The sequence below is a fragment of the Pseudomonas sp. EpS/L25 genome (assembly GCF_001512295.1).
GTDB lineage: Bacteria > Pseudomonadota > Gammaproteobacteria > Pseudomonadales > Pseudomonadaceae > Chryseomonas.
Genome location: NZ_LNUP01000011.1, coordinates 255,125 through 274,745, shown reverse-complemented (window position 1 = coordinate 274,745; position 19,621 = coordinate 255,125). Strand labels below are relative to the sequence as shown.

General features: G+C 67.5%; 15 protein-coding genes. 10 read left to right on the top strand and 5 right to left on the bottom strand.

Annotation, left to right across the window (positions count from 1 at the left end):
* Positions 1 to 3: 3 nt before the first annotated feature.
* Positions 4 to 3,390 (bottom strand): PAS domain S-box protein, encoded by a 3,387-nt coding sequence (locus AR540_RS10330; protein ID WP_059228600.1) that lies wholly within the window; start codon positions 3,388 to 3,390, stop codon positions 4 to 6.
* 168 nt (positions 3,391 to 3,558) lie between these two features.
* The gene (locus AR540_RS10325; protein WP_059228598.1) at positions 3,559 to 4,536 is read right to left on the bottom strand and encodes an NADPH:quinone reductase; all 978 of its coding nucleotides are present in this window, start codon (positions 4,534 to 4,536) and stop codon (positions 3,559 to 3,561) included.
* Positions 4,537 to 4,653: 117 nt separating this feature from the next.
* Here AR540_RS10325 and hemF point away from each other — a divergent pair, with 117 nt between their 5' ends.
* The gene (gene hemF, locus AR540_RS10320) at positions 4,654 to 5,583 is read left to right on the top strand and encodes an oxygen-dependent coproporphyrinogen oxidase (RefSeq protein WP_059228597.1); all 930 of its coding nucleotides are present in this window, start codon (positions 4,654 to 4,656) and stop codon (positions 5,581 to 5,583) included.
* A gap of 5 nt (positions 5,584 to 5,588) precedes the next feature.
* Positions 5,589 to 6,404, top strand: a complete 816-nt coding sequence (gene aroE / locus AR540_RS10315) for a shikimate dehydrogenase (RefSeq protein WP_059228595.1) — start codon at positions 5,589 to 5,591, stop codon at positions 6,402 to 6,404.
* 193 nt (positions 6,405 to 6,597) lie between these two features.
* Here aroE and AR540_RS10310 read toward each other — a convergent pair whose 3' ends face one another.
* On the bottom strand, positions 6,598 to 7,149 hold the full coding sequence (locus tag AR540_RS10310) for a gamma carbonic anhydrase family protein (RefSeq protein ID WP_059228593.1): 552 nt from the start codon (positions 7,147 to 7,149) through the stop codon (positions 6,598 to 6,600).
* Positions 7,150 to 7,193: 44 nt separating this feature from the next.
* On the opposite strand from AR540_RS10310, the gene prlC reads away from it, so the two are divergent.
* The 5 genes from prlC (at position 7,194) to gloA2 (ending at position 12,404) form a co-directional block, all read left to right on the top strand.
* Positions 7,194 to 9,290: an oligopeptidase A gene (gene prlC / locus AR540_RS10305; protein WP_177339220.1), complete on the top strand. Its 2,097-nt coding sequence runs from the start codon at positions 7,194 to 7,196 to the stop codon at positions 9,288 to 9,290.
* On the top strand, positions 9,287 to 9,559 hold the full coding sequence (locus AR540_RS10300; RefSeq protein WP_059228589.1) for a YheV family putative zinc ribbon protein: 273 nt from the start codon (positions 9,287 to 9,289) through the stop codon (positions 9,557 to 9,559). The genes prlC and AR540_RS10300 overlap by 4 nt, the downstream gene beginning before the upstream one ends.
* A gap of 521 nt (positions 9,560 to 10,080) precedes the next feature.
* Complete coding sequence (locus tag AR540_RS26485) at positions 10,081 to 10,398, top strand: RcnB family protein (protein WP_177339219.1); 318 nt, start codon at positions 10,081 to 10,083, stop codon at positions 10,396 to 10,398.
* Between the two features lie 291 nt (positions 10,399 to 10,689).
* Positions 10,690 to 11,856 carry a lactonase family protein gene (locus AR540_RS10290; protein WP_059228588.1) on the top strand — a complete coding sequence of 389 codons (1,167 nt, stop codon included), beginning with the start codon at positions 10,690 to 10,692 and terminating at the stop codon, positions 11,854 to 11,856.
* Between the two features lie 158 nt (positions 11,857 to 12,014).
* Positions 12,015 to 12,404 (top strand): SMU1112c/YaeR family gloxylase I-like metalloprotein, encoded by a 390-nt coding sequence (gloA2, locus tag AR540_RS10285; RefSeq protein ID WP_059228585.1) that lies wholly within the window; start codon positions 12,015 to 12,017, stop codon positions 12,402 to 12,404.
* 7 nt (positions 12,405 to 12,411) lie between these two features.
* Here gloA2 and AR540_RS10280 read toward each other — a convergent pair whose 3' ends face one another.
* A complete protein-coding gene (locus AR540_RS10280) occupies positions 12,412 to 13,398 on the bottom strand; it encodes a choline sulfate utilization transcriptional regulator (protein WP_059228583.1) in 987 nt (328 codons plus the stop codon).
* Positions 13,399 to 13,515: 117 nt separating this feature from the next.
* Between AR540_RS10280 and betC the strand changes: the two genes are divergently transcribed.
* The 3 genes from betC to AR540_RS10265 all read left to right on the top strand — a co-directional run bounded on the left by betC (position 13,516) and on the right by AR540_RS10265 (position 17,816).
* Complete coding sequence (gene betC / locus AR540_RS10275) at positions 13,516 to 15,015, top strand: choline-sulfatase (RefSeq protein WP_059229721.1); 1,500 nt, start codon at positions 13,516 to 13,518, stop codon at positions 15,013 to 15,015.
* Between the two features lie 21 nt (positions 15,016 to 15,036).
* Positions 15,037 to 15,954, top strand: a complete 918-nt coding sequence (gene choX, locus AR540_RS10270) for a choline ABC transporter substrate-binding protein (protein WP_059228582.1) — start codon at positions 15,037 to 15,039, stop codon at positions 15,952 to 15,954.
* Positions 15,955 to 16,175: 221 nt separating this feature from the next.
* Positions 16,176 to 17,816 (top strand): methyl-accepting chemotaxis protein, encoded by a 1,641-nt coding sequence (locus tag AR540_RS10265; RefSeq protein ID WP_059228580.1) that lies wholly within the window; start codon positions 16,176 to 16,178, stop codon positions 17,814 to 17,816.
* Between the two features lie 234 nt (positions 17,817 to 18,050).
* Here the strand turns inward: AR540_RS10265 and norR are convergent, their stop codons facing one another.
* On the bottom strand, positions 18,051 to 19,589 hold the full coding sequence (gene norR, locus AR540_RS10260; RefSeq protein ID WP_059228578.1) for a nitric oxide reductase transcriptional regulator NorR: 1,539 nt from the start codon (positions 19,587 to 19,589) through the stop codon (positions 18,051 to 18,053).
* Positions 19,590 to 19,621 lie beyond the last annotated feature (32 nt).

Here is a 19,621-nt window from a genome sequence, read left to right as displayed (position 1 = left end):
CGGTCAGTCCAGCAACTGGCGCAGCCGCCGCGCCAGGGCATCGATCTGGAATGGCTTGGCCAGTGACGGCTCACCGTTCGGAGTCGGGCGCTCGGCGTGGCCGCTGACGAAGAGTACCGGCAGGCTGGGCCAGCGCTCGCGCAGCCGGGCCGCCAGTTCGCCGCCATCCAGATCCGGCAGGCCGACATCGGTGATCAGCAGGTCACAGCGCAGGTCGCCGTCGACCAGTGACAGCGCCGCCGAGGCGGTGGCCGCCGTGCGCACGCGATAGCCCAGCTCGCCGAGCATCTCCCGCAGCAGCAGCCGCACCGAGACATCGTCTTCCACCAGCAGCAGGCGTTCGCCACGACTCTGGGCGATGGCCGCCTGGGGTTCGTTGGCCGGTGCCTGGATGGCTGGCTCGGCGCAGGGCAGCCAGAGATTGACGCGGGTGCCGGCACCGGGTGCGCTCTCCAGGCTGACGTGACCGCCCGACTGCTTGATGAAGCCATAGAGCATCGACAGGCCCAGACCGGTGCCCTGGCCGATGGGCTTGGTGGTGAAGAAGGGATCGAAGGCCCGATCCACCACCTCGGCCGGCATGCCGCTGCCGGTGTCGGCGATGGTCAGGCGCACATAGTCGCCAGCGGGCAGCTCATGCTCGGCGGCCAGCTCGTCGAGGTGGTCGAGGGCGGTTTCCAGGGCCAGGCGACCGCCTTCGGGCATGGCGTCGCGAGCATTGATCACCAGGTTCAGCAGGGCGTTCTCCAGCTGGTTGGTGTCGGTCCGGGCCGGCGGCAGGTTGGGCGCGAGGCTGCTGCGCAGGCCGATGCGCTCGCCCAGGGTGCGCTGGAAGAGTTCTTCCAGGGACAGGATCAGGGCGTTGACGTCCACCGGACGCGGGTCCAGGGTCTGCCGACGGGCGAAGGCCAGGAGCCGATGGGTCAGGGCCGCGGCGCGGGTGGCGGACTGCTCGGCGGTGTCCAGGTAGCGCTGCAGGTTGTCGTGGCGGCCCTGGTCCAGGCGCCGCCGGAGCAATTCCAGGGAGCCGCTGATACCGGTGAGCAGGTTGTTGAAGTCGTGGGCGATACCGCCGGTGAGATGGCCGATGGCTTCCATCTTCTGTGCCTGGCGCAGCGCCGCCTCGGCGTTCTGCAGGGCCAGGGAAGCCTCGTGCTCGGTGGTGATGTCGCGGCCGAAGATGTAGATGCGGCCGTCGTGATCGGCAGTGGCCTTCCACATCATGTGCCGCCAGTGACCGTCACGGGTTCGCAGGCGACCGGGCAGGTCGCTGAGCACCTCGCCCTGACGCAGGGCAGCCAGCCGGGGGAACACCGGCTCATCCTCGGGATGCTCCAGGGCGGTGGTCGGCTGATGCCGCAGTTCCTCGTCGTCCCAGCCCAGGGCGCGGCCCCAGGCCGGGTTGCGACTCAGCCAGCGCTGGCCCTGGATCACCCCGAGCAGGTCGTCGGCCACCCGCCACATGCGGTCGCGCTCCACGGTGCGCTCGTGGACCCGCTGTTCCAGCAACTCGGCCAGCCGACGCAGGCGGTGCTCGGCCATGCGGATCTCGCTGACGTCGGTGTGGACGCCCACCCATTCGCGCACCACCCCGCCTTCGCGCACCGGCAGGGCACGGACGCTGAAGGTGCGCCACTGGCCGTCGCGGCAGCGCAGCCGGTGTTCGTCGTGGAAATCCAGCTGCTGCTGCACGGCCAGGCGCCAGCGCCGCAGGGTGCGCGGGGCGTCGTCGGGATGCACGGCGTCGACCCAGCCTTCCTGCTGGTACTGGGCATAGCTCTGCCCGGTGAGGGTGCTCCAGGCGTGTTGCTCACCCAGGAGGTGGCCATTGGCATTGGTGGTCCAGACCACCCCCTGCACCGCTTCCACGGCGTTACGGAAGCGCTGGTTGGACAGGTGCAGCGCGGCCTCGGCCTGCTTGCGCTGGGTGAGGTCGACCACCACCAGGCTCACCGTCAGCGGCTGGCCGACTTCCGATTGCAGGGGCGAGCCGTGCAGGCTGACCCAGACCACCGAGCCGTCCGGGCGCTCGAAGCGCTGGTCCAGCTTGAAGCTCTCGCCGCGCTGGCGCAGCACGTCGAGGCTGTGTTCGAGGGCGGTACGGTCATCGGGATGGGTCTGGGCCTGCAAGGTTTGCTCCAGCACCCCGACCTCGTTGCGACCGAGCAGCTCGCAGTAGCGCCGGTTGGCCAGCAGCAGGCGGCCATGGGCGTCGGTCTGGCAGATGCCCACGGCCGCCTGGTTGATCAGGCTGGCCAGGCGCGCGCTGTGCTCGCGCAGGGCGTTTTCCGCGTCGACCCGCTGCTGGACGTCGTCGAACAGGGTGACCGAGGCGATCACCTCGCCGCTGGCCGAGCGCACGGGCGCGCTGGACACCTCCAGCAGACGGATACTGCCGTCCGGGCGGCGATAGCGCATCAACTCGGGCGGCACCGCTTGGCCACTGCGCAGCACCCGTACGGTGGGATAGTCGTCCACCGCATAGGGCTGGCCGTTGTCGTGCAGGGCTCCCACCGCCTGGTAGCGTTGTTCCAGCGTCTCCCCTTCCGGGCATTTGCCGAGCAGCACGCTGACGCGGTCGTTGAGCATGACCGCCTTCTCGCTGCCCGCTTCGGTGATGGAGATGCCCAGGGGCGCCTGCTGCAGCACACTGGCCAGCAGGCCTTGCTCCAGCGACAGGCGTTGCTCGAGCTGGCGGACCTGTTCCTGCTGGCGCTGGCGTTCGATCAGGGTGGCGAGCAACGGGGCCAACTGGTCGAGCAGCAGGCGGGTATCGGCGTCCACCGCGGCACTGCCCAGTTGCAGATGGCCCAGGGGTTGCGCCGCCGGGCCGAGCGCGAGCCGTAGACCCTTCGGGGGCGGATCCCCGACCTCGGCGCCCAGCAGCAGTCGCGCCTGGGGATCGTTGGCCAGCTCGCGCAGCGCCTGGGTGGCACAGAGGCGCAGGGCGGCCAGGTCCGGGGCGCCGCTGAGCCGGCGCGACCACTCGCCCAATGCCCGCAGACGTTGCGGCAGATCCCGTTCGGCGCCCCGCCAGGTGGCGAAGCGGCTCCGGCTCGGCGGCGCCTGCCAGACGTGCAGTAGCCAGCCCACGGTGACGCTGGCCCGCCGCAGGGGCACCAGGTGCAGGTCGAGACGAACCCGTTGGCCGTCGCGATGGCGCAGGCCCTGGGCCTGGCAGCGCTCCAGCAGCGCCAGCCACTGATCGGCGGGCGGCTCCGGCACCAGCAGGCCGGCGATGGCCTCACCGAGCTTGTCCTCGGCCGTCCAGCCGAGCAGCCGGGCGACCTCCGGACACCACTGCGCGATCCGGCCCTCGGCGGTCAGGGTGATCAGCGCCGTGTCCGTGGCGGTGTCGAGCAGGCTGGCGATGGGGCTGGAAGTAGGCATGGCAAGAGCAGCGATCCGGCCGAGTCATGGCAAGGCGTCGAGTTCGAAGCGACTCGACTGTCCGAGATAGACCGATGTTTACCCCTGACGTGCCGCTTTGCTCGCGGAAACTTAATGGCCGTCACGATTTCCCCGGGATGGATTCGCCGATGACGGCCAGCTAGGCGGTCAGGGCAGGAGGATGGTCGAGCCGCTGGTCTCCCGACCGGATAGCGCCCGGTGCGCCTCCTGCACCTCGGCCAGCGGATAGCGCCGGCCGATGTCCACCTGGATGCGGCCGTCGGTGATCAGCTCGAACAGCTGGTCGGCCATGTCCTGCAGGGCTTCGGGCGAGGCAGCGTAGGTGGCCAGGGTCGGCCGGGTGACGTAGAGCGAGCCCTTCTGCGAGAGGATGCCCAGGTTGACTCCGGTGACCGCGCCCGAGGCGTTGCCGAAGCTGACCAGCAGGCCGCGCGGCGCCAGGCAGTCTAGCGACATCTCCCAGGTATCCTTGCCGACGCCGTCGTAGACCACCGGCACCTTGGCCCCGTCGGTCAGTTCGCGGACCCGCGCCGGGACGTCTTCCTTTCGATAGTCGATCACCGCCCAGGCCCCCAGCGCCTTGGCCTTCTCCAGCTTCTCCGGTGAGCCGGCGGTGCCGATCAGGCGTACGCCCAGGGCCTTGGCCCACTGGCAGGCCAGGGAGCCGACGCCGCCGGCCGCGGCGTGGAACAGCACGGTGTCGCCGGCCTGCAGCGGATAGGTCTGGCGCAACAGATACTGCACGGTCAGCCCCTTGAGCATGACCGCGGCGCCCTGCTCGAAGGACACCGCCTCCGGCAGGTGCACCAGATGGCGCTCGGGCAGCACATGGACCTCGCCATAGGCACCCAGCGGCCCGGTGGCGTAGGCCACGCGGTCGCCGGCCTTGAAGCGGCTGACGGCGCTGCCCACCGCCTCCACCACCCCGGCGCCCTCGGTACCCAGGCCCGACGGTAGCGAGGGTGGCGGATAGAGGCCGCTGCGGTAGTAGGTCTCGATGAAATTGAGGCCGATGGCGTGGTTGCGCACGCGCACCTCGTCGGGGCCGGGTGCGGCGGGTGCGAAATCCACGAGTTCGAGTACTTCGGGACCACCGGTGCGGCTGAACTGGATGCGCTGGGCCATGCTGCCTCTCTCCTTGTTAGAGTGATCCTTCATCCAAGCCGCAACCGGGGGCCACGTCAACCGGTCGGATACGGATGTTATGCTCTGCCCTCCCCGCCGTTGTGGAAAATGCTTGCGATGAATCCGTCCCTGGAGGCCGTCAAGGCCTATCTGCTCGACCTGCAGGAGCGCATCTGCGCCGCACTGGAAGCCGAGGATGGCGCGGCGCGTTTCGTCGAAGACGCCTGGACCCGGCCGACCGGTGGTGGCGGTCGTACCCGGGTGATCGCCGAGGGCGCCGTGCTGGAAAAGGGCGGCGTGAATTTCTCCCACGTGCATGGCGACAGCCTGCCCCCTTCCGCCAGTGCCCATCGGCCGGAACTGGCCGGGCGCAGCTTCGAGGCCATGGGCGTCTCCCTGGTCATGCACCCGCGCAATCCCCATATCCCTACCGCCCACGCCAACGTGCGCTTCTTTCTCGCCGAGAAGCCCGGCGAGGCGCCGGTCTGGTGGTTCGGCGGCGGTCTCGACCTGACGCCCTACTATGGCGACGAGGCCGACTGCGTGCACTGGCACCAGGTCTGCCATGACGCCTGCGCGCCCTTCGGCACCGACGTCTATCCGCGCTACAAGGCATGGTGCGACCGCTATTTCCACCTCAAGCACCGGGGCGAACCGCGCGGCATCGGCGGTCTGTTCTTCGACGATCTGAACGACTGGGACTTCGCCACCTGCTTCGCCTTCCAGCGCGCCATCGGCGATGCCTTCGTCGAGGCTTACCTGCCCATCGTCCAGCGCCGCCGCGACCAGTCCTATGGCCAGGCCGAGCGGGAGTTCCAGGCCTATCGTCGCGGGCGCTACGTCGAATTCAACCTGGTCTACGACCGTGGCACCCTGTTCGGCCTGCAATCCGGCGGGCGTACCGAGTCCATCCTCATGTCACTGCCGCCCGAGGTGCGCTGGGGCTACGACTGGAAGCCCGCGCCCGGTTCGCCCGAGGCGCGGCTGACCGATTTCTTCCTCACCGACCGCGATTGGCTCGCCCTCGCCCCCACGCCCGCAGGATAGTCCTCATGGATCGCTACGCCGTCTTCGGCAATCCCATCGCCCACAGCAAGTCGCCGCTGATCCACAGCCTGTTCGCCGACCAGACCGGCCAGCGGCTGCACTACGGCCCGCTGCTGGCGCCGCTGGACGGCTTCGCCGAAAGCGCGCGCAGCTTCTTCCAGAGCGGTCTGGGGGCCAACGTCACGGTGCCCTTCAAGGAAGAGGCCTACCGCCTGTGCGACGAACTCACCCCCCGCGCGCGCCGCGCCGGGGCGGTGAACACCCTGAAGCGCCTGGTGGATGGCCGCCTGTTGGGCGACAACACCGACGGCGCCGGCCTGGTGCGGGATCTCACCGTCAATGCCGGCCTGCAGCTGGAAGGCCGGCGCGTCCTGGTGCTCGGCGCCGGTGGTGCCGTGCGCGGGGTGCTGGAGCCCCTGCTGGCCTGTAAGCCGGGGCAACTGGTGCTGGCCAATCGCACCGAGCTCAAGGCGGTACAGCTGGCGCGAGAGTTCGTCGAACTGGGCGTCATCGAGGTGGCGGCCTTCTCCACCCTGCGCGAGCCCTTCGACGTCATCATCAACGGCACCTCGGCCAGCCTCGGCGGGGGGCGTCCGCCGCTGTCGGAAGCGGTGATCGGTCCGCAGACGGTGACCTACGACATGATGTACGGCAAGGACCTCACCCCCTTCAACCGCTGGGCCCTGGACGAAGGCGCCTTCCATAGCCTGGATGGCCTGGGCATGCTGGTGGAGCAGGCTGCCGAGGCCTTCGAACTCTGGCGCGGTGTGCGCCCCGATAGCGCCCCGGTGCTGGCGGAGTTGCGGCGGCAGCTGGGGTGAGATTCGGGTCTGGCGGTGTCGGCGGCCGTGACAGTTCCTCGCTACAACGGGACTTCAATCGCGGCCACGGGCCGCTCCTACAGTTGCGTCGGAGCCTGTAGGAGCGGCCCATGGCCGCGATCAGGCGCTCGCGCTGTGGGCTGAGGCGACTCTGTCTCCGAAGCCAACGAACGCGGACACCTAGGCGTCCGCGCTAAGCCCCCTCCTCCCCATACCCCTCGGCCAGATGCTGGTCCTTGAGCTTCACGTAGTTGCCGGCGCTGTAGGTGAAGAAGGCGCGTTCCTTGTCTTCCAGCGGGCGGATCTGCTTGACCGGGCGGCCGACGTAGAGATGCCCCCCTGCCAGCCGCTTGCCCGGCGGGACCAGGCTGCCGGCGCCGATCACCACGTCATCCTCCACCACCGCGCCGTCCATGACGATGCTGCCCATGCCCACCAGTACCCGGTCGCCGATGGTGCAGCCGTGCAGGGTCACCTGGTGGCCAACGGTGACGTCGGTGCCGATCAGCAAGGGATAGCCGTCCGGATTGAAGGGGCCGGCGTGGGTGATGTGCAGCACGCTGCCGTCCTGGATGCTGGTACGAGCGCCGATGCGGATGAGGTGCATGTCGCCGCGGATCACCGTCAGCGGCCATATCGAACTGTCTGCGCCGAGCTCCACATCGCCGATCACCACGGCGGTGGCGTCGACGAAGGCGCGTTCGCCCAGTTGCGGGGTCTTACCCTGGAAGGTCCTTATGGTCACGATAGATACCTTTTCTCGTCGGAAGGGTCTTGAGACCTATTAGGATGGGCTCCATATATACCTGTCAAAGCCATCGCCCCGAGGGGAACGCCGTGAGCGCCAGCAATCCGCTGCTTCAGTCCTACGACCTGCCGCCCTTTTCCGCCATCAAGCCCGAGCACGTCGAGCCGGCCATCGACACCATCCTGGCCGAGAACCGCGCTACCCTGGCCAAGCTGCTGGAGACCCAGAAGGAGCACCCCACCTGGGCCGGCCTGGTGCTGGCGATGGACGAGTTGAACGATCGGCTGGGCCAGGCCTGGAGCCCCATCGGGCACCTCAATGCCGTATGCAACAGCGCCGAGCTGCGCGCCGCCTACGAGGCCTGCCTGCCCAAGCTGTCGGCCTACTCCACCGAGATCGGCCAGAACAAGGACCTCTTCCAGGCCTACAGCCGCCTGGCCGAGAGCGAGGAAGCCAAGGGCTTCGACGTCGGCCAGAAGACCACCCTGGAGCACGCCCTGCGCGACTTCCGGCTGTCCGGCATCGACCTGCCGCCGGCCGATCAGCAGCGCTACGCCGCCATCCAGGCGCGCAAGTCCGAGCTGGGCAGCAGGTTCTCCAACCAGCTGCTCGATGCCACCCAGGCCTGGACCAAGCACCTCACCGACGACGCGGCCCTGGCCGGCCTGCCCGAATCGGCCAAGGCCCAGCTGGCCGCCGCGGCCCAGGCCAAGGAGCTGGACGGCTGGCTGGTGACCCTGGAATTCCCCAGCTACTACGCGGTGATGACCTATGCCGACGACCGCGCCCTGCGCGAAGAGGTCTACGCCGCCTATGCCACCCGCGCTTCCGAGATGGGTCCCAATGCCGGTGAGTTCGACAACGGCCCGGTGATGGAAGAACTGCTCGACCTGCGCCAGGAACTGGCCCGCCTGCTGGGCTATGCCAACTACGCCGAGCTGTCCCTGGCCACCAAGATGGCCGAGAGCAGCGACCAGGTGCTGGGCTTCCTGCGTGATCTCGCCGTGCGCTCCAAGCCCTTCGCCCAGCGCGACCTGGAAGAACTGCGCGCCTTCGCCGCCGAACAGGGTGTGCAGGATCTGCAGAGCTGGGACACCGGCTATTTCGCCGAGAAGCTGCGCCAGCAGCGCTATTCGCTGTCCCAGGAGGAGGTCCGTGCCTGGTTCCCGGTGGACAAGGTGCTCTCGGGTCTCTTCGCCACGGTGCAGAAGCTCTATGGCATCGAGATCGCCGAGCTGCGCGACTTCGAGAAGTGGCACCCCGACGTACGGCTGTTCGAGATCAAGGAAAACGGCACTTCCATCGGTCGCTTCTACTTCGATCTCTATGCCCGCGCCAACAAGCGCGGCGGTGCCTGGATGGACGGTGCCCGCGACAAGCGTCGCGATGCCCAGGGCCGGCTGATCGATCCGGTGGCCTACCTGGTGTGCAACTTCACCCCGGCCAGCCCCGGCAAGCCGGCGCTGCTCACCCATGACGAGGTGACCACCCTCTTCCACGAATTCGGCCATGGCCTGCACCACCTGCTGACCCGCGTCGAGCATGCCAGCGTCTCCGGCATCAACGGCGTGGCCTGGGATGCGGTGGAGCTGCCCAGCCAGTTCATGGAAAACTGGTGCTGGGAGCCCGAGGGCCTGGCGCTGATTTCCGGCCACTACGAAACCGGCGAGCCATTGCCCCAGGAGCTGCTCGACAAGATGCTGGCGGCGAAGAACTTCCAGTCCGGCCTGATGATGTTGCGCCAGCTGGAATTCTCGCTGTTCGACTTCGAGCTGCACGCTACCCATGGCGATGGTCGCAGCGTGCGTGACGTGCTGGAAGGCATCCGCGACGAGATTTCGGTGGTCCGCCCGCCGGCCTACAATCGCTTCCCCAACAGCTTCGCCCACATCTTCGCCGGCGGTTACGCGGCGGGCTACTACAGCTACAAGTGGGCCGAGGTGCTCTCCGCCGATGCCTTCGCCAAGTTCGAGGAAGAAGGTGTCTTCAACCCGCAAACCGGGCGGGCCTTCCGCGAGGCCATCCTGGCTCGTGGCGGCTCCCAGGCACCCATGGTGCTGTTCGTCGACTTCCGCGGTCGCGAGCCCAGCATCGACGCCCTGCTCCGCCATTCCGGGCTGAGCGAGGAGGCGGCGTGAGCGAGCCGATCCGCAAGAGGTTCATCGCCGGGGCCGTGTGCCCGGCGTGCCAGGCGCAGGACACCCTGAAGATGTGGACCCAGGAGGGCACGCCCCACCGTGAGTGCCTGTCCTGCGGCTACAGCGACACCCTGGACGAGCGCGGCAATTCCGTCCCCAAGGAATTGCCGACGCGGGTCAACATCAGTGCGCTCAAGCCCAAGAAGCCCGATCCCAAGGTCCAGGCCGTGCAGTTCTTTCCCAATCCCAAGCTGAAGAAGCCGGACTAGTCGGGGATCAGCTGCAGAAGACCGCGCCGGGCGAAACAGCTGGCGCGGTTTTTTATGTCTTCGCGGGTCGAGTTTCGTCTATTGGAGCCTTGGTGGAGGTCTGGAAAATGCTGCCCAGGGGAGGGGGTCCTAAAGGTTATCCACAAAAGCGTAATTCGATAGCCAGCCGATCATCTTTTTAATTTATTGATATAAAAGGATTTTTTTGTAGTTATCGGACGAGATTCGATTTTTTCCGGCGACTTATACCGATTTTATCCCGGATTTATCCACAGGCCTGAGGTCCGGAAATGACTCGGGAGTCTTCGGTACGATTCGCGATCCAACGCATACCCGAATCGCTTCGATCATCGCTCGAGGAGACGCCATGCGTACGCTGCTGTCCATCGCGACGCTCTGCCTGTTCAGCAACCTGGCCCTGGCGGCTCCTCCGGGCGGCGGTCCGGGTGGGCCCGACGATCATGGTCCGCACGGGTCGGCGTGGCAGGACGCGGGCAAGCCACCTGGCCATGGCCAGGGTCATGGCCCCGATCAGCGTCCACCGGAACGACCCGGTGCCGGTCCGGCGGCGGGTGGTCCCGGTGATCTGGGTCCAGCCCGAGAACGTATCCGGGCACTGCGCGGCCAGATCGGCCCGGGCGGCGAGCTGCCGCCGGGGCTGCGCCTGGAGCGGGGGGCGTCCGCTACCGCCGGGCTATGGCCGGCCCTTGCCGCCCGGCATCGTCAGGCAGCTGCCGGACTATCCCGGCTACCAATGGCGGCAGCTGGGTACCGACGTGGTACTGATCGCCGTTGGCACCGGCCTGGTCTATGCCATTCTGCAGGGCGTGCTGGACTAGGTTCTGTACGAAAAGTCGCCGAGCGAAGGTTAGGCGAGGCGAAAAAGGCTGAGGAAGCCGATCGGGCCGACGGGCGGAAAACCGCTCTGCCTTGGGCGTCCCGCGTTGGCCTGGGCGATCGATGGCTGTCGGCGGCCCGGCTCGGGACATGTACGGAAACCTCCCTGGCACAGTGCCAGCGTGGTTTTCAGTAGAATGGCGCCCGCGCGTATCCGGCCAGCCGCCTGGCTGGGCACGAAACCGGACCCTCTTCCATCGGTCTCAACGCCAATCGCTCGTCAAGGATGTCCCATGAGAACCCTGCCCCGTCTGCTGCCGCTGGCCCTGTTCGCCTTGCTCATCGGGCAAGGGACGTCCGCCCGCGCCGAACCCGGCCTGTTCAACCTGCTGGTCGGCAGCTACACCGGCGGCGGCAGTCAGGGGCTGTACGTCTATCGCTTCAACAGCCGCAACGGCCAGATCGACGGCCCGCTGCGTATCGTCAAGGCGTCCAATCCCTCTTTCCTCACCCTGTCGCGGGACGGTCGCACCCTGTTCGCGGTCAATGAGAATGGTCGCGGCTCGACCGGCGACACCATCGGCCGGGTCACCTCCTATCGCTTCGAGCCGGGCAATGGCCGGTTGCAGCAGGTCAGCCAGGTGAAGAGCCTGGGCGACGAGCCGACCCATTCCAGCCTGAGCAACGACGGCAAGTACCTCTTCGTGGCCAACTACTCCAGCCTGCCGGAAGGCTCCCTGGCGGTGCTGCCGATCCAGGACGGCGGCGTGCTCAGTCCGGTGGCGCAGATCGAATTCCACCAGCCCAGCGAGCAGCATGCCCGCCAGCAGTCCAGCCATGTGCACGCGGCGGTGACCACTCCGGATGGGCGCTTCGTCTTCGCTCCCGACCTGGGTGCCGACAAGGTCTTCGTCTATCGCTACGTCCCGCAGCAGCCGGAGCGGCCGCTGGTGGCCGCCGAGACGCCCTTCGTGCCGGTGCCGGAAGGCAGCGGGCCGCGCCACCTGGTGTTCAGCGCCGATGGCCGCTACGCCTACCTGACCCTGGAGCTGGCCGGCCAGGTGATGGCCTTCGCGCACCAGGACGGCATGCTGCGCCAATTGCAGACCTACAGCCTGGCGCCCCAGGAATTCACCGGCGAGCGGGATGCCGGTGCGCTGCACCTGTCCGGCGACGGGCGCTTCCTCTATGTGGCCAGCCGCGGCACCGACAACCAGCTGGCAGTATTCTCGGTGAATCCCGACGGCACCCTCAGCTTCGTCGAGCGGCACCCGGTCAACGGCCTGGCGCCGCGAGAGTTCGCCATCGATCCGTCCGGCCGCTTCCTGCTGGTGGCCAACCAGAAGTCCAATCAGCTCAAGGTCTTCGCCCGCGATCCCGACAGCGGCAAGCTCGGCGACGAATTGCAGAGTCTGGACGTCGGGGCGCCGGCCGACCTCAAATTCGTCGCGGTACCCTGAGAAGCTGTTCGCGATCTGCTGCGCGTCGGCCAACCTGCGTTGAAAATGTCCTGGATCGCCAGCCCGGTCAGAATGCTCATTTACCCTACGTAAACTCCGCTTCTTCAGCCATTTTCGCCTTGTTTGGCTCTAGCCCGCGAGATCGTGAACAACTTCTTATGACCCCCTTTGACCGTCTGCATCATGTGGCGCTGATCTGCGCCGATTACGAGCGCTCCCGGCGCTTCTACACCGAGATCCTCGGCCTGCCGGTGATCGCCGAGACCTATCGCGAAGCCCGGCGCTCCTGGAAGCTGGACCTGGCGGTGGGCGAGCATGCCCAGCTGGAGCTGTTCTCCTTTCCCGATGCGCCGCCCAGGCCCTCGCGCCCGGAGGCCCAGGGGCTGCGCCACCTGGCCTTCGCCGTGGCCGACCTGGATGCCACCATCGCCCACCTGCAGGGCCATGGCGTGGTCACCGAGCCGATCCGCACCGACGAGCTGACCGGCAAGAGATTCACCTTCTTTGCCGACCCCGACGACCTGCCGCTGGAAGTCTACGAGCGCTGAGTACCACTCAGGTCGCCAGCCGTGCGCCGGCCAACGACTCGCGCGGGGTCTCCAGCTCTTCCAGCAGCCAGTCGAGAAAGCGCTGCACCAATCGTTGGCGCCGCTTGCGCTCGGGCAGGATGGCGTAATAGCCGTAGCGTGACGTGGCCATCCCGGCGCAGGGGCGACAGAGCAGTTCCTGCTGCAGCAGGTCGTCCACCAGGTGGCGCCAGCCGATCGCCAGGCCCTGGCCGGCGATGGCGGCCTGGACCACCAGGGTATAGTTGTCGAAGCTCAGCACCGCACCGGATGGCGTGGCGGGCAGGGGCGCCAGGTCCAGCGCCGGCAACAGGGTCTTCCAGTCGTACCAGCGGCTGTTGGGGGCCGCCTTGAGGTGCAGCAGCGGCCAGTGGCCCAGTTCCGTAGCGGGCAGCGGCGGCTGCCGGCCCTGGAGCAATCGCGGACTGCATACCGGGAAGACTTCCTCGCGAAACAGCGGCCAGGCCTCGCCATGCTTGAAGCGACCGTCGCCGAAGCCCAGGGTGATGTCGATTTCCGGGCCGGGCAGGGGGACGCGGTCGCTGGTGACCAGGCTCACGTCCAGCGCCGGATGGCGGGCATGGAAGCGCGGCAGACGCGGTAGCAGCCAGTAGGAAGCGAAGGCGAAGTCGGTGGCCACCCGCAGGATCTCGTGAGCGGGACGGGCGGTGACCTGGCGCACACCCTCGTCCAGGGTGGCGAGGCCTGCCTCGACGTATTCCTGCAGCAGCCGACCGGCCTCGGTGAGCAGGATGCCGCGGTGCACCCGGTCGAACAGGCGCACCTGCAACTGGGCTTCCAGGCGCTTGATCTGCTGGCTGATGGCCGGCTGAGTGGTACCCAGCTCGCCCGCTGCCGCTGTAAAGCTCAAACGGCGCGCCACCACCTCGAAGGTGCGCAAGCTGTCCAGCGCTAGGGCAGGGCGGTCGGCAGGGGTGGTGGCGTCCAAGAGAGTGTTCCCATGGCGATCTGACATAAGCCTAGCTTATCCGAAACATCATCGCGGATGGCCTTCACGCCGATTTTTCAGCGTCGGATGATGGGCCGTCCATAAGCAACCCTGATCCTAGCGGAGGCGCTCTTGTCCAAGCCGATGAACATCCTCTTCCTCATGGCCGACCAGATGGCGGCGCCCATTCTGCCGCTGTACGACGCCGACTCGCCGATCAAGCTGCCGAATCTGCAGCGCCTGGCCGAGCGCGCCGTGGTGTTCGATTCGGCCTATTGCAACAGCCCGCTATGCGCCCCCTCGCGCTTCACCCTGGTAAGCGGCCAGTTGCCGTCGAAGATCGGCGCCTACGACAACGCCGCCGATTTCGCCGCCGACATTCCCACCTATGCCCATCACTTGCGCGGCCTTGGCTATCGCACCGCGCTGTCGGGCAAGATGCACTTCTGCGGCCCGGATCAGTTGCACGGCTACGAGGAGCGCCTGACCAGCGACATCTATCCCGCCGACTACGGCTGGGCGGTGAACTGGGACGCACCGGACGTGCGCCCGAGCTGGTACCACAACATGTCCTCGGTGCTGCAGGCCGGACCCTGCGTGCGTACCAACCAGCTGGACTTCGACGAGGAGGTGGTCTTCAAGGCGCGCCAGTACCTCTACGATCACGTGCGTCGCGGCGATGACCAGCCGTTCTGCCTGACCGTGTCCCTGACCCATCCCCACGATCCCTACACCATCCCGCGGGAGTTCTGGGATCTGTACGCAGGGGTCGACATCCCCCTGCCCGACGATGCCATTCCCCAGGCCGAGCAGGACCCCCACAGCCAGCGACTGCTCAAGGTGATCGACCTCTGGGACAAGCCCCTGCCCGCGGCCAAGATCCGCGACGCCCGCCAGGCCTACTACGGGGCCTGCAGCTACGTCGACGCCCAGGTCGGCCACCTGCTCAAGACCCTGGAGGAGTGCGGCCTCGCCGAGGACACCGTGATCGTCTTCTCCGGCGACCATGGCGACATGCTCGGGGAGCGTGGGCTCTGGTACAAGATGCACTGGTTCGAGATGGCCGCGCGGGTGCCCTTGTTGATCCATGCCCCGACGCGCTTCGCCCCGGCGCGGGTGTCGGCTTCGGTGTCGACGATGGATCTGCTGCCGACCTTCGTCGAGCTGGCCGGCGGTAGCCTGCCCGAGGACCTGCCACTGGACGGGCGCTCGCTGCTGCCGCACCTGGAAGGACGCGGCGGGCACGACGAGGTCATCGGCGAATACCTGGCCGAGGGCACCGTGAGTCCGCTGCTGATGATCCGTCGCGGTGCCTACAAGTACATCCACTGCGAACTGGACCCGCCGCTGCTGTTCGACCTGCAGAACGATCCACTGGAGCAGGAGACCCTGGCCGGCAGCGCCGACTACGCCGAGCTGCTCGCCAGCTTCCAGCAGGAAGTCCGCCAGCGCTGGGATCTGCCGCGCCTGCACGAGGAGGTGCTGGCCAGCCAGCGGCGGCGCCGCTTCGTCGCGACGGCCCTGGCGCAGGGCGCGCGGACCAGCTGGGACCACCAGCCCTTCGTCGATGCCAGCCAGCAATACATGCGCAACCACATCGATCTCGACGACCTGGAGCGTCGCGCCCGCTACCCTCAACCTTGAACCGCTAACTGGAGCACGGCCATGAAACACGGAATCATCGCTACCTTCACGCTGGCCCTGGTCAGCCTGTCGGCCCAGGCCGAGGACCAGACCTGCGGAACGGTTCGCCTGGCCGATCCGGGCTGGAGCGACATCGCCGCCACCAACGCCCTTACCGGAGTGGTGCTGCAAGCCCTGGGCTATGGCAGCAAGGTCGAGACCCTGGCCGTCCCCATCATCTATGGCGGCCTGGCCAACGGCCAGGTGGACGCCTTCCTCGGCAACTGGATGCCCGCGCAGCAGGCGCACTACGACCAGTTCGTGAAGAGCGGCCAGGTGACCGAGCTGGCGCGGAACCTCAGCGGTACCGAGTTCACCCTGGCGGTGCCCACCTACGTCTGGGAGGCCGGGGTGAAGACCTTCGCCGACCTCGCCAAGAACGCCGACCAGTTCGACAAGAAGATCTACGGCATCGGCGCCGGCGCCCCGGCCAACCAGTCCCTGCAGAAGATCATCCAGGGCGATGAATACGGCCTGGGCGGCTGGCAGCTGGTGGAATCCAGCGAACAGGCCATGCTGTCCCAGGTGGGGCGGGCGGTGAAGCGTGACAAGTGGATCGTGTTCCTCGGCTGGACACCCCATCCCATGAACGTCGACTACCCGATCAGGTACCTCAGCGGTGGCGAGAAATACTTCGGTACCGCCGGCACGGTGAATACCCTGACCCGCAAGGGCTATGCCGAGCAGTGTCCCAACCCGGCGCGGTTGCTGACCAACATGAAGTTCATCCTCGACATGGAAAACGCCATCATGAGCGCCGCGCGGGACAAGGGCGGCAGCTATCCGGCGGCGGCCAAGGCCTGGCTCCAGGCCCATCCCCAGGTGCTGGAGCCCTGGCTGCAGGGCGTGACCACCCGCGACGGCCAGCCGGGCCTGGCGGCGGTCCAGGGCGTCCTCTGATGATGGCCTTCGACCGGTGACGGCTGCCATGCAAGGTTCGCCGTGGCCTGAAAATCCATGCCAAGCGCTCTAGGACAAGCCGATGGACGTAGGCATTTGGGTGGCGAACCGGCTTGAGCTGGGAGACGAATCGGTTCCTAATTAAAGGTGTTAACTAATAGGCAAGATTAACCATCGAGCTTTCATCTCCCTTGCCGCTCGGGCGGTCGCGAGGCTTTCCCATGGAATGGTTTTCCCATCTGCGGTTGGGGCTGAAGCTACAGATCGCCTTCGTCAGTTGTGCGCTCATCACCCTGATCATCGGGGGGTTGGGTAGTCTGGGGACTACGCGGCTGTCCAATAGCCTGCAGCAGGTGTTCGCCCACGACCTGATGTCCTATGCCAAGGTCGCCGAGGCCAAGGCCGCGGCCATTTCCCACAACCGCGACGTCTACGTGGTGCTGTCGATGACCTTCGGCGGAGCGCCCAAGAGCGAGATCGCGGAGACCTTGACCGAGCTGGAGAGCTACCGGCGGACCAGCGAACAGACCATCGCCAGCTATCGCGCCCTGCCGCTGCAGGCGGACGAGCGCGCGCTGGGTGCACCGCTCGAAGCCCAGTGGTCGGCCTACCAGGCCAGTTCGGCGAAGGTCCTCGCGGCACTGGCCGCGAACGACCTGGCGGGGGTGCCCGACATCTTGCGTGACGAGTTCTTTCCCCTCTATCTGCAAGTGATGGACACCTTCGACAAGCTGAGCGCGCTCAAGAACCAGCAGATCGGTGCCGGTGCCGAGCAGGCGGCCATCACCGCCGACAGCGTCAAGTCCGAGCTCTATACCGGGATCGGCATCGCCTTCGTCGTGGCGATCGGTCTGGGGCTGCTGATCACCCGCTCCATCACGGCGCCCATCGGCGTCGCCGTGACGACCGCGCGCCGCATCGCCGAAGGCGATCTGAGCGGGGTGATCCGCAGTTCCCGCCGTGATGAACCAGGGCAATTGCTGCAGGCGCTGGAGCGCATGCAGGAGCAGCTCAAGCTCACCCTGCAGGAAATCACCGGCGCCGCCAAACGCCTGGCGACGGCGGCTGGCGGCCTCGATAGCGTCACCGACGAGAGCGTCCAGGGGCTGGAGCGGCAGCATGATGAAATCCAGCAGGCAGCCACGGCCGTGACCGAGATGACCACTGCGGTGGAAGAGGTCGCCCGCAATGCGGTGTCCACCTCCGAAGCCACGCGCAATGCCAATCAGGGTGCCGAGACCGGGCGGGCTCGGGTGCAGGAGGCTGTCGGGGCCATCGACGGCCTGAGTCAGGCCCTGGGGTCGTCCAGTGCCACGGTCGAGCAACTCGCCGGGCAGGTGGACAGCATCGGCAGCGTGGTGGACGTCATCCGTAGCATCGCCGAGCAGACCAATCTCCTGGCCCTGAACGCGGCCATCGAGGCGGCCCGGGCCGGTGATCAGGGCCGGGGCTTCGCCGTGGTGGCCGATGAAGTCCGGGCCCTGGCCGCCCGGACCCAGGCGTCCACCGGGGAGATCGAGCGGATGATCGGCGGTGTGCAGCAGAGCGCCGTGCAGGCTGTCCGCGCCATGGGCGACAGCCAGGGGCTGATCCAGGAGACCCAGGGGGCTGCGCAATTGGCGGATCAGGCGCTGGCACAAATCACCCAGATGGTGAGTGACATCAACGAGCGCAATCTGGTCATCGCCAGCGCTGCGGAGGAGCAGGCGCAGGTGGCGCACGAAGTGGATCGCAACCTGAACAACATCCAGCAACTCTCGAACCAGACCGCGACGGTTGCCCAGCAGACGCGACAGGCCAGCAAGGAGCTGCTGCAGGTGACCGCTGTCTTTACCGGACTGGTAGCGCGGTTCCGCCTCTAGGAGCCTGTGCAAAATCTGCTGCGCGTCGGCCAAACGGCGTTGAAAAGGCCCTGGGTCGCCAGCCCTGCCTGGGCGGCCCCGACGCAATGCTCATTTACCACTCGTAAAATCCGCCTTCTCAGCCATCTGATTCGCTGGCGCTCGCCCTGCGGGCCAGCCGTTGGCTGTCACTCCCGTTGGTCGTTGCGCCTGGTTTGGCTCCAGCTCGCGAGACTTTGCACAGGCTTCAAGTCCTCATCTCAGCCCCAGCCGCTTCGCCAGCCGGGCGAGGTTGGCGCGGTCAAGCCCCAGGGCCGCGGCGGTCAGCGTCCAGTTCTGCTGGTGCTGTTCCAGGGCCAGGGTGATGGTCTGGCGCTGGAAGGCGTCGGTGGCATCGCGCAAGGTGGTGCCGCTGTCCTGCTCGTCGGCCACGGGCAGGGCCGCGGTGGCCACCGGCAGGCCGAGCTGATCGTTGTCCAGGGTCAGGATGCCGCCGACTTCCGGGCGCTCGGCGTTGGCCTTGAGCGCCGCGCGGCTGATCAGGTGGGACAGCTCGCGTACGTTGCCCGGCCAGGCGTAGGCCAGTAGCGTCCGCTGCGCCGCCGGGGCCAGCCGCAGGCCGCGCAGCCCCAGGCGCGCGCGATTCTGCTCCAGGTAGAAGCCGGCCAGCAGCAGCACGTCGCGGCCACGCTCGCGCAGCGGTGGTACCAGCAGCGGATAGACGCTCAGGCGGTGATAGAGATCGGCGCGGAAGCGCCCGGCGCGCACCGCCTCGGCCAGGTCGCGATTGGTCGCCGCCACGATGCGTACATCGACGATGAATTCGCGATCCGTGCCCAGGCGTTGCAGCTGACCGCTCTGCAGCACCCGCAGCAGCTTGGCCTGGGCGGCGAGAGACAACTCGCCCACTTCGTCGAGGAACAGGGTGCCGCCATCGGCCAGCTCGAAGCGGCCGCGGCGTTCGCTGACCGCGCCGGAAAAGGCGCCCCGGGCATGGCCGAACAGCTCGCTTTCCACCAGGGCCTCGGGCAGGGCCGCGCAATTGAGGCTGATCAGCGGCCGCTGTTGACGCCGCGAGCGGGCGTGGACCGCCTCGGCCACCAGCTCCTTGCCAACGCCGGTCTCGCCGGTGATGAGTACCGTCAGGTCGCTGGCCGCCACCGTCTCGATCTCCTGGCGCAGGCGCTGGCTGGCCGGACTCTGGCCGATCAGTTCCCGGGGTCGCTGGTGCCCCACCGATTGCTGGTAGGCCAGGGCCAGTTCGTGCTCGCTGACCAGGCGCGCGGAGAGCTGACGGATACGCTCGGCGGCCGCCACGGTGGCCGCCGCCAGGCCGGCGAAGGCGGCGAGGGTGGTGAGATCCTGGGGCTGGGCGTTCTGCGCCTGCAGCGAATCCAGGGTCAGCAGACCCCAGAGCTGGTCCTGCACATAGAGCGGACAGCCCAGGCAGTCATGGACCACCAGTTGCCCATGCAGGCCTTCCACCAGGCCGTCATAGGGATCGGGCAGGTCGCAGTCGGCGGCGAAGCGGGTAGGGGTGCGACTCGCCAGCAGCAACGCCAGGCGCGGATGCTCGGCGACCTTGAAGCGTCGGCCCAGGGTATCGGCATTGAGGCCATGTACCGCCAGGGGGACCAGTACCTCGCCTTCCAGGCGCAGCAGGGCTACGGCATCGAAGGGCAGGATCTTGCGCAGCGCCGCCAGCAAGGTGGCATAGCGCTGCTGATCGGGCAGGTCGCGGGCCAGATCGGCGACCAGCGGGATCATCACTTCGAGCAGGGTAGGGATAGTCAATTTGACCTCGGGGAGTCACGGGGACCTGGTCA